This is a genomic window from Flavobacterium flavipallidum, from assembly GCF_038289905.1.
Classification (GTDB): domain Bacteria; phylum Bacteroidota; class Bacteroidia; order Flavobacteriales; family Flavobacteriaceae; genus Flavobacterium; species Flavobacterium flavipallidum.
Map to the genome: position 1 here is coordinate 49,635 of NZ_JBBYHU010000010.1, position 15,667 is coordinate 65,301.

General features: G+C 33.8%; 13 protein-coding genes and 1 riboswitch. Of the genes, 4 read left to right on the plus strand and 9 right to left on the minus strand.

Features of this window, described 5'->3' with window-relative positions:
- Positions 1-23: 23 nt before the first annotated feature.
- The gene (cysD, locus tag AAEO59_RS07095; RefSeq protein WP_066328686.1) at positions 24-923 is read right to left on the minus strand and encodes a sulfate adenylyltransferase subunit CysD; all 900 of its coding nucleotides are present in this window, start codon (positions 921-923) and stop codon (positions 24-26) included.
- Between the two features lie 92 nt (positions 924-1,015).
- A complete protein-coding gene (locus AAEO59_RS07100; RefSeq protein WP_341700037.1) occupies positions 1,016-1,717 on the minus strand; it encodes a phosphoadenylyl-sulfate reductase in 702 nt (233 codons plus the stop codon).
- Positions 1,718-2,109: 392 nt separating this feature from the next.
- Between AAEO59_RS07100 and AAEO59_RS07105 the strand changes: the two genes are divergently transcribed.
- On the plus strand, positions 2,110-2,892 hold the full coding sequence (locus AAEO59_RS07105) for a sulfite exporter TauE/SafE family protein (protein ID WP_341700038.1): 783 nt from the start codon (positions 2,110-2,112) through the stop codon (positions 2,890-2,892).
- A gap of 78 nt (positions 2,893-2,970) precedes the next feature.
- Here AAEO59_RS07105 and AAEO59_RS07110 read toward each other — a convergent pair whose 3' ends face one another.
- Positions 2,971-3,381: an RrF2 family transcriptional regulator gene (locus AAEO59_RS07110; RefSeq protein WP_341700039.1), complete on the minus strand. Its 411-nt coding sequence runs from the start codon at positions 3,379-3,381 to the stop codon at positions 2,971-2,973.
- 262 nt (positions 3,382-3,643) lie between these two features.
- Here AAEO59_RS07110 and AAEO59_RS07115 point away from each other — a divergent pair, with 262 nt between their 5' ends.
- Positions 3,644-4,300, plus strand: a complete 657-nt coding sequence (locus AAEO59_RS07115; RefSeq protein ID WP_341700040.1) for an outer membrane protein — start codon at positions 3,644-3,646, stop codon at positions 4,298-4,300.
- Between the two features lie 64 nt (positions 4,301-4,364).
- Here AAEO59_RS07115 and AAEO59_RS07120 read toward each other — a convergent pair whose 3' ends face one another.
- From AAEO59_RS07120 to AAEO59_RS07140, 5 genes are all read right to left on the minus strand, one after another.
- Positions 4,365-5,537: a trans-sulfuration enzyme family protein gene (locus AAEO59_RS07120; protein ID WP_341700041.1), complete on the minus strand. Its 1,173-nt coding sequence runs from the start codon at positions 5,535-5,537 to the stop codon at positions 4,365-4,367.
- A 123-nt stretch (positions 5,538-5,660) separates the two neighbouring features.
- Complete coding sequence (locus tag AAEO59_RS07125) at positions 5,661-6,092, minus strand: OsmC family protein (protein ID WP_341700042.1); 432 nt, start codon at positions 6,090-6,092, stop codon at positions 5,661-5,663.
- Between the two features lie 64 nt (positions 6,093-6,156).
- Positions 6,157-8,568 carry a bifunctional aspartate kinase/homoserine dehydrogenase I gene (gene thrA / locus AAEO59_RS07130; RefSeq protein WP_341700043.1) on the minus strand — a complete coding sequence of 804 codons (2,412 nt, stop codon included), beginning with the start codon at positions 8,566-8,568 and terminating at the stop codon, positions 6,157-6,159.
- Positions 8,569-8,590: 22 nt separating this feature from the next.
- Positions 8,591-9,553, minus strand: a complete 963-nt coding sequence (locus AAEO59_RS07135; RefSeq protein WP_341700044.1) for an alpha/beta fold hydrolase — start codon at positions 9,551-9,553, stop codon at positions 8,591-8,593.
- 71 nt (positions 9,554-9,624) lie between these two features.
- A riboswitch (SAM riboswitch) is annotated at positions 9,625-9,730 on the minus strand.
- 173 nt (positions 9,731-9,903) lie between these two features.
- Complete coding sequence (locus AAEO59_RS07140) at positions 9,904-10,110, minus strand: hypothetical protein (RefSeq protein WP_341700045.1); 207 nt, start codon at positions 10,108-10,110, stop codon at positions 9,904-9,906.
- 937 nt (positions 10,111-11,047) lie between these two features.
- On the opposite strand from AAEO59_RS07140, the gene metK reads away from it, so the two are divergent.
- Both metK and AAEO59_RS07150 read left to right on the plus strand, forming a co-directional pair.
- Positions 11,048-12,298 (plus strand): methionine adenosyltransferase, encoded by a 1,251-nt coding sequence (gene metK / locus AAEO59_RS07145; RefSeq protein WP_341700046.1) that lies wholly within the window; start codon positions 11,048-11,050, stop codon positions 12,296-12,298.
- 188 nt (positions 12,299-12,486) lie between these two features.
- A complete protein-coding gene (locus AAEO59_RS07150) occupies positions 12,487-13,101 on the plus strand; it encodes a deoxynucleoside kinase (protein WP_341700047.1) in 615 nt (204 codons plus the stop codon).
- Positions 13,102-13,164: 63 nt separating this feature from the next.
- On the opposite strand, the gene AAEO59_RS07155 is transcribed toward AAEO59_RS07150, so the two are convergent.
- On the minus strand, positions 13,165-15,657 hold the full coding sequence (locus tag AAEO59_RS07155; RefSeq protein WP_341700048.1) for a sodium-translocating pyrophosphatase: 2,493 nt from the start codon (positions 15,655-15,657) through the stop codon (positions 13,165-13,167).
- Positions 15,658-15,667: the final 10 nt, after the last annotated feature.

Below are 15,667 nucleotides of genomic sequence, written 5' to 3' on the forward strand. Positions count from 1 at the left end.
CCTAACTCTTAACTTCTAACTTATTAAAAGTATCCTTGTTGCTTTCTTTTCTCCATCGCTGCTTCCGAACGTTTATCGTCAATACGCGCTCCACGCTCAGAAATAGTAGATTGTCTGATTTCACCAACAACTTCAGCAATAGTACCTGCATAAGATTCAACAGCAGCAGTACAACTCATATCTCCTACAGTTCTAAAACGAACTACTCTTTCTTCGATTTCCTCATCTTCATCCTGATAAACAAATGGAGAGTGTGACCAAATCATTCCGTCTCTTACAAACACTTTACGTTTGTGTGAGAAATAAATAGAAGGAATTTCAATTTGCTCTTGCTCGATATAACTCCAAACATCTAATTCTGTCCAGTTTGAAATTGGGAACACACGAACGTTTTGTCCTAATTCAATTTTTCCATTCAATAAATCAAACAACTCAGGACGTTGATTTTTCTCATCCCATTGACCAAAATCGTCACGAACAGAGAAAATACGTTCTTTAGCTCTTGCTTTTTCTTCGTCACGACGCGCTCCACCAATACAAGCATCAAATTTAAATTCGTCAATTGCATCTAAAAGAGTGGTTGTTTGCAAACTGTTTCTACTTGCATAACGACCTGTTTCTTCCACTACTTTTCCCTGATCGATAGCATCCTGTACATTACGAACGATTAACTCTAATCCTAATTCAGCAACTAATTTATCTCTGAATTCGATAGTCTCAGGAAAGTTGTGACCTGTATCTACGTGCAACAATGGAAAAGGGATTTTAGCTGGAAAGAACGCTTTTTGCGCTAATCTCACCAACGTAATCGAATCTTTACCACCTGAAAAAAGCAACACAGGCTTCTCAAATTGAGAAACAACTTCTCTAAATATGTAAATCGCTTCGCTCTCTAAAGCATTTGTTTTTAAAACTGAACTCATTTTTTTTATTTAAAAATTAAAAGATTCTATGATTGTAATTCTTCAAACTATAATCTTTCCTCTTTATTCTATTCGCTATTCTTGTTTCTTAATTATTTACTATGCAAACCACATTCCTTATGGCTTTGTTCCCAGTACCATCTTCCTGCTCTGATATCTTCACCTTCAACTATGGCTCGGGTACAAGGCGCACAACCAATACTTACGAATCCTTTTTTATGCAAACTGTTTTGTGGCACATTATGATCGTCAATATATTTTTGCACTTCTTCCAAAGTCCATTTTAATAACGGATTGAATTTTACGATGTCAAAATTAGCATCATATTCAAACAAATGCAAATCGCTTCGGTTTTCTGATTGCTCCGCTCTTAAACCTGTTATCCATATTTTATTCCCGCCCAATGCTTTTTTCAAAGGTACTACTTTACGAATAAAACAACATTCTTTTCTATTTTCAACTGATTCAAAGAAACTATTAGGTCCTTTTTTCTCTAACAATTCCTCTACCGCTTTTGCTTCAGGAAAATACACTTTAATAGGTGTTTTGTACTTTTTTTGTGTTCTGTGAAAAACATCATAAGTTTCCTGAAATAAACGTCCTGTATCTAAAGTGAAAATTTTTATTGCAGCACCACTTTTTTCAATTAAATCAGTGATTACCTGATCTTCCTGACCAAAAGAAGTCGAAAAAACAACTTTATCTTTATATTCCTCAGCCAAAAAAGCAAAAGTTTCCTCAATTGAAAAATCCTTTGTTTTTTCTAATAATATTTGAACAACTGCTTCGCTCATCTCTTTTACTTTTTCTTTTAAAAACTATTACCCTATCGGTTTAGTAGATTACTCAGCAAAAGTAATACTTATTTTTAAAATACAAAATATTTTTCCATTCTTTTTTATATATCAAACATTTACAAAAACCAACTAACCTATTAAAAATCAACAAACAAACAGTTACAAAACATAATAATTAAACTTTAAAAAACTTCAAAATACCATAAACTCCAACACATACATTTTATAACTCAAAAAATAAAGCCACCTTAAAAAGCACAAAAACAAGAGAATTTATTCTTTTTCAATCACATTAAATATATGTTAAAAACTAGATTAAAATAAATTCTACTAAATCGATAGGATTAATTTAAAAAATAATCCTAAATTTGCACCAAAATTATTTTATCATGGATATTGAAATAGGATTTGTAGTCGCAGGACTTGTTGTTGGATTTATCGTAGGACTAACCGGCGTAGGTGGCGGATCATTAATGACCCCAATCTTATTATGGTTTGGAATCTCTCCGACAACAGCTGTTGGAACCGACCTATTATATGCTGCATTTACTAAAATTGGAGGTGTTTTTGTACATCATAAAAAAAACAATATCAATTGGACAATTACCGGATGGCTAGCCTTAGGCAGCGTACCGGCTGCACTTATTACTTTGTGGATTTTAGAAAGTATTAAAACAGATATTTCACATATCAACACAATAATTAAATACAGCTTAGGCTGGGCTTTATTATTCACATCGGTAGCTGTATTATTTAAAAAGAAATTATTAGATTTTTCCCAAAAACATGCTGGTGATAAATTTCATAGCGAAAGTAGAACACAAAATCTTTTAACAATTGCCATCGGAGTTTTATTAGGAGCGACTGTAACACTAACTTCCATTGGAGCAGGAGCTTTAGGTACAGTAACATTATTTTTCCTATATCCACTTTTACCAACTCCAAGACTTGTTGGTACTGAAATCGCACACGCGGTTCCTCTTACATTAGTAGCAGGATTGGGTCACGCATCAATGGGTAATTTAGATTTGACTTTATTAAGTCAGCTACTAATGGGATCTCTTCCTGGAATTTTTGTTGGAAGTTTATTGAGTGGAAAAGTACCTGATTTATTACTTAGAAACGCTATAGCTATTATGTTGTTTTTCGTAGGATACAAATTGGTATTCTAAATTAAATTTCATCCTTAAAAAAAGAGCGGATTTCTTTACCTTAAGAAATCCGCTCTTTTTTTATAGCAATTAATTCTTTTAAAAAGCAATATCAGCTAAGCTGTTATTTTCCAAAACCTTCAGGGTATTATCCCGAACCTCAGTCATTAACCGGCGTGCTGCACAAGTTGTTTCATCCTGGCAATCATCACATTTTTCATAAAAATTATGACTTGCACAAGGCAATAAGGCAATAGGTCCCTCAAGAATGCGATAGACTTTTGCCATGCTGATTTCTTTAGGATCTTTAATCAAATAATAACCTCCGCCTTTTCCTTTTTTTGCTCCCAAAAATCCAGAATTACGAAGTAGCAACAAAATACTCTCCAAAAACTTAATCGAAATATTTTCGCTTTTAGCAATATCTGCAATAGCAACAGGGGTTTGATCTTCCTGACGCGCTAAATAAGTCAATGCTTTAATTCCGTATTTTGTCTTTTTAGAAATCATTTAAGATGTTTATTATGAAACAGTTTTTGATTTAATATTTCAGGTTCAAAAAACAAATCTACAATCAAAAATTGTCAATCAAAAATATTCTCGAACAATATCAACATCTTAAATCAGAAATATTACCAACGAATTAAATAATCAATCCAAAACAGTTTTAAAGTATGACACTAATTTAACAATGAAATGTAAAATTTCATTTTTTTTATTAAAATCAAAAATAATCTTACATATATTTATTGCGAATTTTAATCAACCCAAAATGCAAAAACTATTTTTATCAGCATCTCTTGTCTTTTTTGGCGTAATGTCTGCACAAACAGAAAAAGGCTCATTTTTTATCAGCGGTAAAACTAATTTAGGTTTCACCTCTAATACTATAAAATACAAAGCTCAAGGACAAACCTTTGATGGTTCAAAAACAAATACTTTTACTATCTCGCCTAATGCTGGTTATTTTATTGTTGATAATTTAGCACTTGGATTAGCGTTAGATTACAAAACATCTACGACTAAAATAAAAGCCGGAACAGAAATTGAATCTCCTTACGATCCAACATTTACAAATGGAACTAAAGAAAAACAAACAACACTTTCTATCATTCCGAATGTAACCTATTTCTTTTCCGAAGGAAAAACAAGACCTTATTTAAATACAGGAGTCGGATTTGCAAATACTAAAAACAAGAATAATTACACAATGTATAATTCATCCGGAGACATTCTTTTTTCGAGCTCTGAAACCAAAAATGATGGTTTTGTTTGGACAGCTAATGGAGGTTTAATTTTCTTAATCACGGAAAATATAGCACTTGATTTAGGTTTAGGCTATACTAACTATTCATTCAAAAATGATGGTATAAAAACAAGTTCCAGTGCTTTTGGTGCAAATGCTGGTATCAGTGTATTTTTAAAATAAGAATCAAACAAAAAAGGGTTAGCTTGTTTTTTGCTAACCCTTTTATATTTATAAAGCAATCTTACTAAGAAAGCGCCTGCTCTAAATCGGCAATTACATCTTTTACAGTTTCTAAACCTACAGAAACACGTACCAAGCCTTCGGTAATACCAACAGCTAATTTTTCTTCCGTTGACAATTTACTATGTGTTGTAGAAGCAGGATGCGTTACAATTGTTTTCGCATCTCCAATATTTGCTGACAGCGAACATAATTTTATTTTATCCAAGAATGCTCTACCGGCTTCAATACCTCCTTTAATTTCAAACGCAATAATGTTACCTCCCAAAAGCATTTGTTTTTTAGCCACTTCATATTTTGGATGTGACTTTAAGAAAGGATACTTCACACTGTTTACACTAGGATGGTTTTCTAAAAACTCAGCTACTTTAATGGCATTTTCACAATGTCTTTCCACACGAAGCGCTAAAGTTTCCATACTTTTAGACAAAACCCAGGCATTAAATGGTGACATTGCCGGACCTGTATTTCTTGAGAAAAGATAAATTTGACGAATTAAATCGGCATCACCTACTGCAACTCCGCCTAAAACTCTTCCTTGACCATCCATCAATTTTGTTGCTGAATGCACCACAATATGAGCTCCGTATTTAATAGGTTGCTGGATATAAGGTGTAGCAAAACAGTTATCGACAATTAAAATCAAATTATGCTTTTTAGCAATATCCCCCAACAATTCCAAATCAATTACATCAACACCCGGATTGGTAGGCGTTTCAACATATAAAATTTTAGAATTAGGTTGAATAAAACTTTCAATTGTTTCCGGCTTATTGATATCAAAATAAGAAGTAGTAATATTCCATTTTGGGAAATAAGTCATGAACAATGCATGCGTAGAACCAAATACACTTCCTGCAGACACAATATGATCGCCAGAGCTTAATAAAGCTGCAAAAGTGGAGTAAATAGCTGCCATTCCGGTAGCAAAAGCATAACCAGCTTCAGCTCCTTCCATAGCACAAACCTTATCCACAAACTCGGTTGTATTTGGATTAGAAAATCGACTGTAGATATTACGCACTTTTTCTTCTGTAAAAGAAGCTCTCATATCCTCAGCATCCTCAAATACAAAACTTGAAGATAAATATAGAGGTGTTGAATGTTCCTGATATTGCGTTCTATCTAAATGTGTACGTATGGCTTGAGTTTCAAAACCAAATTCTTGTTCGTCCATTTTTTTTTATTTTTTAACACAAATTGCACTCCCGATAGCTATCGGGATAGCACAAATTCATATTGTTTTAGATTTCACCAATTAAACTTAATAAAACCGTTTAATTTTTATTTTCTATATTAATTATTTCGCTAATTCGATTCCGTTCAAAATTACTTTGTAATGAATCGTAGCTGTAGGCTCTACCGTTTTAGAAACTGAGCAGTATTTTTCAAAAGACAATTGCGCCGCTTTTGCTGCTTTGTCTTCTTTGATATCTCCTTCCAAAGAAAATACTACATAAATATTTTTAAAAGGTTTAGCATCTCCTACCTGAACTCTTTCTCCTTCCACCTCAGCTTTGAAAGAAGTGATTTCCTGACGTTGTTTTTTCAATATCGAAATCATATCAATTCCGCTGCATCCTGCAACACCCATCAATACTAATTCCATTGGACTTGGCCCCATATCATTCCCTCCAAAATCAGGACGTGCATCCACATTAACAATATGTCCTCTTTCATTTTTTAATTGAAAATGAAAGTTTTCGTTTACTCTGTCTAATGTTATTTTCATTTTTTATTTTTTTTTAAATATGAAATCAATCCCGATAGCTATAGGGACTGCAATCTTAAATCAATTATCCTTTATCCGACAATCTTAAAATATCTCCAAAAACGCCTCTTGCCGTTACTGCCGAACCGGCTCCAGCGCCTTGAATCACGATTGGTCTGTCTCCGTAAGATTCTGTATAAATTTCGAAGAAAGAATCCGAACCTTTCAAACCTCCTAAAGCCGTATCAGAAGGAACAGAAACTAATTTTACTTCTAATATTCCTTTGTCATTTTGCAAATCACCAGACAATTCTCCTATGTAACGCAACACGTGATTTGGTTGTTGCTCTTCTTTGATCTTGGTATAAATTGGATCAAACTCTTTTAATTTCGTTAGGAAATCAGCAGCACTTCCTTCACGCAAATGCTCCGGAATTAAATTCTGAATCGCAATTTCTTCAAATTCATTTTGCAAATCCAATTCTCTGGCTAAAATCAACAATTTTCTACCTACGTCATTTCCGCATAAATCCTCACGTGGATCTGGTTCGGTATAGCCATTATCAATCGCTTCTTTCAATATATCACTAAAAGGAACATCTTTGGCAGAGAAATTATTGAATAAATAACTCAATGTTCCTGAGAAAACACCTTTGATTTTCGTGATATTTTCACCCGAAAGATGCAATAATTTTATCGTATCAATCAACGGTAATCCCGCACCTACATTGGTTTCGTACAAATAATTCTTTTGATTTTCAGCCAATACTTTTCTCAGCTCTTTATAGAAACCATAACTCAACGTATTCGCTACTTTATTAGACGAAATTAAATCAAATCCATTTTCAACTAATGGAATGTAATTTTCTACAAATGCAGCACTGGCAGTATTATCAACAGCAATTAAGTTTTCTAAATGATTCTCATTTGCGTAAGCGATAACATCTTTGATAGTATATGCAAAACCGTTAGTTTGAATTTCATTTACCCAGTTAGGCGAAACACCGTCTTTGTTTAGCAACACATTTTTAGAATTAGCAATCGCAAAAATATTCAGTTTAATATCTTTTCTTTTCTCGATAGCTTTTGCCGATTCTAAAATTTGATTAATCAAAGTTCCCCCAACTAATCCGTGACCAAAAACCACAATATTGATTTTTTTAGAAACTCCAAAAATCTCTCCATGAATAACATTCAATGCTTTATTCAGTTCGGATTTTTTAACCACCAAACTCACATTTTTTCCAGTAACGGTATTATTGAAAAGAATAGGAATGATTTTATTTTTAATCAAAGCCGTATAAGGACGATAAAAAGTACTCAAATCCTGCCCGATAATTGAAATCACCGAAACATCATCAGTCACCGAAATTTTATTTACATCCTTAGAATAGAAATCATTTTCAAATTCTTTTTCTAATTCAATCATGGCTTTAGTCGCCTGAGATTCGGCAACCACTAAACCAATTCCTCTTTCAGATGATCCCTGAGAAATAATACTCACACTGATATTATTGTCTCCCATTACTTTAAAGATACGAGCATCCACCCCTGTCTTACCCAGCAAACCTCTACCTTCCAAATTCACTAAAGCCAAATCTTCTAAAACCGAAAGCGTTTTAATTCCTCCTGATTTTGATGTAGCAGTGATTAAAGTTCCTTCATTTTCGTGATTAAAAGTATTTAATATACGAAGCGGAATATTTTTTTCTAACAAAGGAATGATTGTTTTGGCATGCAAAATATTTGCACCAAAATTTGCTAATTCATTCGCTTCATTAAATGTCAAATGATCAATTTTCTTTGCATCAGCAACTAAATCTGGATTTGCAGTATAAATTCCATCCACATGGGTGTAATTTTGCAATTCCTCCGCATCTAAATAATTAGCCAGCAATGAAGCCGTATAATTACTTCCGTTACGACCTAAAGTAGTCGTAACATTATTAATATTAGAACCTATGAAACCGGTAACAACATTAACAGCATCATCGTTATCTTTGAAATATTTAATTACATTTTTCTTCGAAACTTGTTCCAAAGGCTGTGCATCTCCAAATTTTGAATCGGTTTTCAAGAAAATTCTCGAATCAGCAAAACGGGCATTGATACCTTTTTCAACTAAAATCGCTGTTAATAATTTTGCAGAAAGCAATTCACCAATGGAAAGAATTTGATCTTTAATTTTCGAACTATAATCACCTATCAAACTAACTCCTTCATACAATTTATCCAAAACAGCAAATTCCTCAGACAAATCTACGTTTGCATAAACATCTTGTTGGTACTTTTTAAATTGTTCCAACAAACTTTTGTAATCATTATTTTTTACAGCTACCGCTAATATCTCTTCTAAATCATCGGTTGCATTACCACGTGCCGAAACTACAATGGCAATTTTTTCACCTTGATTTACTTTATCACTGATTATAGAAACAACCTTATTGATTCCTTCGCCATTCGATAAAGATTTACCTCCAAATTTTAATATTTTCATCTAAATATATTTTGTGTTGCTACTAAAAAATAGGAGCAAGCATGTTGTTTAATTGTTCAAATTCTATCAGGAAAGCATCATGCCCGTGAATAGATTCTATTTCCTTATAAGAAACATTTACGTTATGTTTTTTTAACTCCTGATAGGTTTCTTTATTCTCTTTGGCGGTAAAAAACAAATCTGAATTTATACCGATTATATGTATTGTGGCTTCAATTTTAGAAGCAAATACCTCAAACGAATCACTATTACGAGTCACATCAATCGTTTTAAGCAACTGATTCATCATTTTATAGGATGCTAACTGAAAACGTTTTTGCAATTTCTTACCATGATGAAGCAACCAACTCTCAATATTAAATATAGCTAATTCTTCATTAATTGTTCGGTCAAATTTCTTCTTGAAAGATTCAGGCGTTCTATAACAAAGCATCGCATGTATACGGGCATCTTCAATAGGATTTGAGGAATTTTTCAAAATTTGCTCCTGCAAAAAACAATTTGCTATCAACCAGTCGGTAGATTTCCAATCGGTAGCAATAGGAATTAAATGCTGAGCCAATTTAGGTTCCAAAGCAATCATTTCCCAAGCAATTCCACCACCTACTGAACCTCCAATAACAGCATACAACTGTTGTATTTTAAGATATTTCACCCCTTCGATAAATAGTTTTGCAATATCTCTGGCTGTAAAATCCAAATAATTTTCTACAATTGTCCCATCATATCCGTTTCCAGGAACATTAAAGGCTAGAATACTGTATTTATTAGTATCAATAGTTTTATTATCTCCAATTAAATCATTCCACCAGCCATTTTCGCCCACAACCTGAGAATTACCGGTCAATGCATGATTAACCAAAACGATAGGCGCTGTATTTAATTCAGGCCCAAAAGCTTGGTAGCTTAAATTTAAAACAGGGTATAAGGCACCACTCTCGGTAGTGAAATTTTGAATTATAATGTGATTGGGTTTATTTTCCAACTTCAAATCTTTAAATAGGATTGATTATGGAAATATTAAAAAGAAAACTCAAATAAACTAGAAGATTTGCATTGTTATCTTTTCCCGATTTCGGGATAGAATGTAGCACCTTCTTCGAAGACCGAAGGGTTGCTAAGGCATCATCGGGTCTAATCCCTCGTCCTTTCTTTATAACATTTCAATATGCTTACGAACTTTAAAGTCGCAAAGTAACCACAATTTTTCGAAACAAACAAATTTTGCCAACTCAGTTTTAAATTGGCAATAATACAATAAACAAACGCAAGTTATCACTGAACACAAAATCCAGAAATTACCTGCGTTTGAAATTTATAGTAACGAAATTACAATTAGATAAATAGTGTTTCATTTTCTTTAGAATACATCAAAAACGTTAATGAATTAGATGCTTTTTTTTGTTCTTTAGCATCCGCCCCCACATTGATACCAAATCTGGTATTGGTTAACTCTATTCTATTTCTGTTTTCTTCACTATTTGTAGTCCTTATTTCTCTTATAAAGTCTAACGCCCTTGTAATAATTCTTCTTGTGCTCATGATTTTTAAATTTAATTTATTTGACTTATTGTTTGTTTCTATTAAAATTATGTTTGTTGTATAAAAAAACCCTTTTGGGCGGTACCAAAAGGGTTTATATATATTTTTATAAACGATACTTTTGGTTAACAACAGACCAGCATCTGTACACAAAGTACAGCCGCCGAAAATTGCTTTTTCATCTTATTGTTAATACTAATCATTGTTATTTCTCTTTTAAAAATTATTATTTGTGTTGTAAACAAAAAGCCTCCCAATTTCTCAGGAGGCTTTTGCTATATTTTTATTTTACTTGAATAAAAAAACATTAAGCAATTGCACTCCTGCAAATCCCCTTAGATTGAACCATCGCTTTTTTACAAATAATAAAATTCATTTCTCCTTTTTGATTTTGAGTTACAAAGATATAAATTAATCTTTACGAACTATCTTTTTTCTTTATTTTTTTTAGTCAAAAAAAACTAATTAACAGATAATTATATCTTTTTAACATCTTCTTTTAAAAAACAAATCAAACAAGAGTCTTTTTCTCTGTAAATCCATAAAGAATTAACTTTATTCCACTCTTATGATTTGATATTTCAAAGATACAAACGAAATCAAAATACCATGTTAATTGATTTTTAAATTAAAGTTAACTTAGACAAAGCCTTAAATATCGACAAGTAATAAGCTTTTGAAAAGGATTCTAAATTGCCTCAAACTTTTATATTAAAATTTTATTTGCGTTTCATTTACAATTCAAAAATGGTTTCATACCTTTGCACCTCAAAATACGAGAGGAAAAATTTGAACTGATTGCAACCTCTTCATAATTAACCATGTTGATTATGATCACTGAAAAACCTTCAGTAGAAAAAAAATGCTAAAGCAGAAACCCTCCTTTAGTCCTTTTTGCAATTATTTTTCCCTCACTTAATATTTAAAAACAATAATTATGGCCTATTTATTTACGTCAGAATCTGTGAGCGAAGGACATCCGGATAAAATTGCAGATCAAATTTCGGATGCATTAATTGATAACTTTTTAGCATTTGACGCTGACTCAAAAGTAGCCTGCGAAACATTAGTAACTACTGGTCAGGTAATTTTAGCAGGTGAGGTAAAATCAAATACGTATTTGGACGTTCAACAAATCGCACGTGATGTTATCCGTAAAATTGGATACACTAAAAGCGAATACATGTTTGAAGCAAATTCTTGCGGAATCCTTTCAGCTATCCATGAACAATCTGCTGATATTAATCAGGGAGTTGACAGAAAAACACCGGAAGAACAAGGTGCTGGTGACCAAGGAATGATGTTTGGTTATGCAACTAACGAAACAGAAAACTACATGCCATTAGCATTAGATCTTTCACACAACTTATTAAAAGAGTTAGCAGAATTAAGACGTGAAAATAATGAAATAAAATATTTACGTCCAGATGCTAAAGCACAGGTAACTTTAGAATATAGCGATGACAATACCCCAATTCGTATTGACGCTATTGTTATTTCAACACAACACGACGACTTTGACGAAGAAGCAGCAATGCTTGCTAAAATCAAGAAAGATGTTATCGAAATTTTAATTCCTAGAATTATCGCTAAATATCCTGTTTACGCTCATTTATTTAATGATAAAATCAACTACCATATCAACCCAACAGGGAAATTTGTAATTGGTGGACCTCACGGAGACACAGGGTTGACAGGAAGAAAAATCATTGTTGATACTTATGGTGGTAAAGGAGCTCACGGTGGTGGTGCTTTCTCTGGAAAAGACCCAAGTAAAGTAGACCGTAGTGCTGCTTATGCTACTCGTCATATTGCTAAAAACTTAGTAGCAGCTGGTGTTGCTGACGAAATTTTAGTTCAGGTTTCTTACGCTATTGGTGTTGCAAAACCAATGGGTATCTTTATTGACACTTACGGAACTTCTAAAGTTAATTTAACGAATGGAGAAATCGCCAAAAAAGTGGAAGCTATTTTTGACATGCGTCCTTATTTTATAGAGCAACGCTTGAAATTAAGAAATCCTATTTATAGTGAGACAGCAGCTTATGGACACATGGGACGTACTCCAGAAGTAGTTACTAAAACTTTCTCTGCTCCTGGCGGTGAAGAAAAAACAGTAACAGTAGAATTATTCACATGGGAAAAATTAGATTTTGTTGACCAAATCAAAACTGCATTTGGTTTATAATCTATTCTTATATACACTTCAGAAAGCCATTCGTTTTTTTATCGAATGGCTTTTTTTATTTATAATAATCCAAATCTAAAAAGCGTTAATAAAATTCAAAATCGAGCCATATTTAACTCAACAAAAACTATTTTTTTCCTATTTTTACAAACTAAGGAATACAAAAAACATAAAACGCTAACAACATAATGCACATAGCAGTAGCAGGAAATATAGGCTCCGGAAAAACCACTTTAACCGCTTTATTATCGAAACATTTTAAATGGGAACCTCATTATGAGGACGTAGTAGACAATCCTTATTTAGATGATTTTTACCATCAAATGGAGCGTTGGTCATTCAACCTTCAAATTTATTTCTTAAACAGTCGTTTCCGTCAGGTGATGCAAATTCGCGAAAGCGGAAAAAAAGTAATTCAGGACAGAACTATTTATGAAGATGCTCATATTTTTGCTCCCAACTTATATGCAATGGGTTTAATGGCTACACGTGATTTTCAAAATTATTCTTCCCTTTTTGAATTAATGGAAGCTACCGTAAAAGCGCCTGATTTATTAATTTATCTTAGAAGTTCTATTCCAAATCTAGTGGGGCAAATTCACAAACGAGGACGCGAATACGAAAACTCTATTTCAATTGACTATTTAAGTCGCTTGAATGAACGCTACGAAGCCTGGATTCAAACATATACTCGAGGTAAACTATTGATTATTGATGTTGATAAAATCAATTTTGTTGACAATCCGGAAGACCTTGGAAACATTATTGAAAGAATTAATGCTGAATTAAACGGTTTATTTTAATCAAAACAAATAATAACAAAAAATGCCCCGAAAAGTCGGGGCATTTTTAATTCTATAATACAATTATTTTTTATGAGCGCAACAACTTCCTTCAGAAGTACCTGAAGGTATAATAAATTTACCGTTCGTATCATAATGTGACAAACAGTCTTCTTTTTGTTCTGGAGTACAACCCAGACTATCACACATTTTAGCACATTCCACTTTAGTCAGCTTAGCGCATTTACTCATATCGCATTTTCCTATCTTATGACAACTCATTGCCATATGATGCTCACAATTCATATTTGCACATCCTTTAGCCTCACATTCTTCTATAGACATAGAACTACAGGCACCCATAGTGGTACAACAAGAGGCTTTACTTGCAATAGTATGACTTCCATTTCCTAAAATTGGCGCAATAACCAAACCAATCAAACAAGTCAGTTTAATTAAAATATTCATCGAAGGCCCTGAAGTATCTTTGAATGGATCCCCAACGGTATCGCCTGTTACTGCTGCTTTATGCGCATCTGAGCCTTTATAAGTCATTTCTCCATTAATCATCACTCCTGCTTCAAACGATTTTTTAGCATTATCCCAAGCACCACCAGCATTATTTTGAAAAACTGCCCAAAGTACTCCAGATACCGTAACACCAGCCATATACCCTCCTAACATTTCAGCGATTAATTGATTATTATCTGCGTAAACTATTTTGCCAACCAAAACAATAGCTATCGGAAAACCAATAGTCAAAACACCCGGCAACATCATTTCGCGTAGCGCTGCTTTAGTCGAAATAGCAACACATTTAGCATATTCTGGTTTTGCAGTTCCTTCCATAATCCCTGGAATTTCCTTAAACTGACGACGCACTTCATAAACCATATCCATAGCAGCTTTCCCTACCGAATTCATCGCTAATGCCGAAAAAACCACCGGTATCATTCCGCCTACAAATAGCATAGCTAAAACAGGTGCTTTGAAAATATTAATTCCGTCGATTCCTGTAAAAGTTACATAAGCCGCAAACAAAGCCAAAGAAGTCAATGCTGCTGACGCAATTGCAAATCCTTTTCCGGTAGCAGCAGTTGTATTCCCTACCGAATCTAAAATATCAGTACGGGTACGAACTTCTTTTGGTAATTCACTCATTTCTGCAATTCCTCCCGCATTATCCGAAATAGGTCCAAAAGCATCAATTGCCAATTGCATTGCAGTGGTAGCCATCATAGCCGAAGCAGCCAACGCCACACCATAAAAACCTGCCAAAGCGTAGGAAGACCAAATCGCGACAGCAAATAATAAAACCGTTGGAAAAGTTGAAACCATTCCGGTTGCTAAACCTGCAATAACATTTGTCCCTGCCCCTGTACTCGATTTTTGAACAATTGCCAAAACTGGTTTTGTTCCTAATCCAGTATAATATTCTGTAACCGAAGAAATGACTCCTCCCACAATTAATCCAATGATAGTGGCGTAAAAAACCCGCATCGAAGAAATTTCCTGACTCCCTTCGCCGAAAAATTCCATTCTCATAGTTTGTGGCAACATGTATTGCACTAAAAAGAAACAGCTAACAGCTGTTAAAATTATGGCAACCCAATTCCCTTTGTTCAATGCTTTTTGCACCTGAGCTTCTTTAGCATTATCATCGGTTATATTTACTAAGAGTGTTCCAATGATTGAGAATAAAATTCCAAAACCCGCAATAGACATCGGCAACAAAATAGGACCAACACCTCCAAAGGCATCCTGAATACTTCCCCCCATATCTTTGATAACATAATTACCCAAAACCATAGCAGCCAAAACAGTAGCCACATAAGAGCCAAACAAATCAGCTCCCATTCCGGCAACATCACCTACATTATCTCCTACGTTATCAGCAATGGTAGCAGGATTTCGAGGATCATCCTCAGGAATTCCAGCTTCCACTTTTCCTACTAAATCAGCACCAACATCGGCAGCTTTAGTATAAATTCCGCCTCCAACTCGAGCAAAAAGCGCAATAGACTCCGCACCTAAAGAAAAACCAGCCAATGTTTCAAGAACTACCGTCATATCTTCGGTAGAAGTCCATGAACCATCCATGAAAAAATGAAAAAAGAAAATAAAAAATGAGGTCAATCCTAGAACTGCCAAACCTGCAACACCTAACCCCATCACTGTCCCTCCGCCAAATGAAACTTTCAAAGCTTGGGGCAAACTGGAACGTGCTGCCTGTGTAGTTCTCACATTGGTTTTGGCTGCAATTCTCATTCCCATATTTCCCGCCAAAGCAGAAAAAAAGGCACCAATAATAAAGGCAAAAACAATTAATAAATGCGTTTTTACACCCGGTAAAAAAGTTATACCTGCCAAAACAACACTGGCAAAGAAAACAAAAATGGCTAATAATCGATATTCTGCTTTTAGAAAGGCTAAGGCTCCTTCGTAGATATAATCAGAAATAGCAGCCATTTTCCCATCTCCTGGATCTTGTTTTAAAACCCAGGCTCTTTTTAAAAACATAAAAGCCAATCCTAATAATGCCATAATAACAGGCACCCAAATCATAATTGCATTCATAAATTCGTTT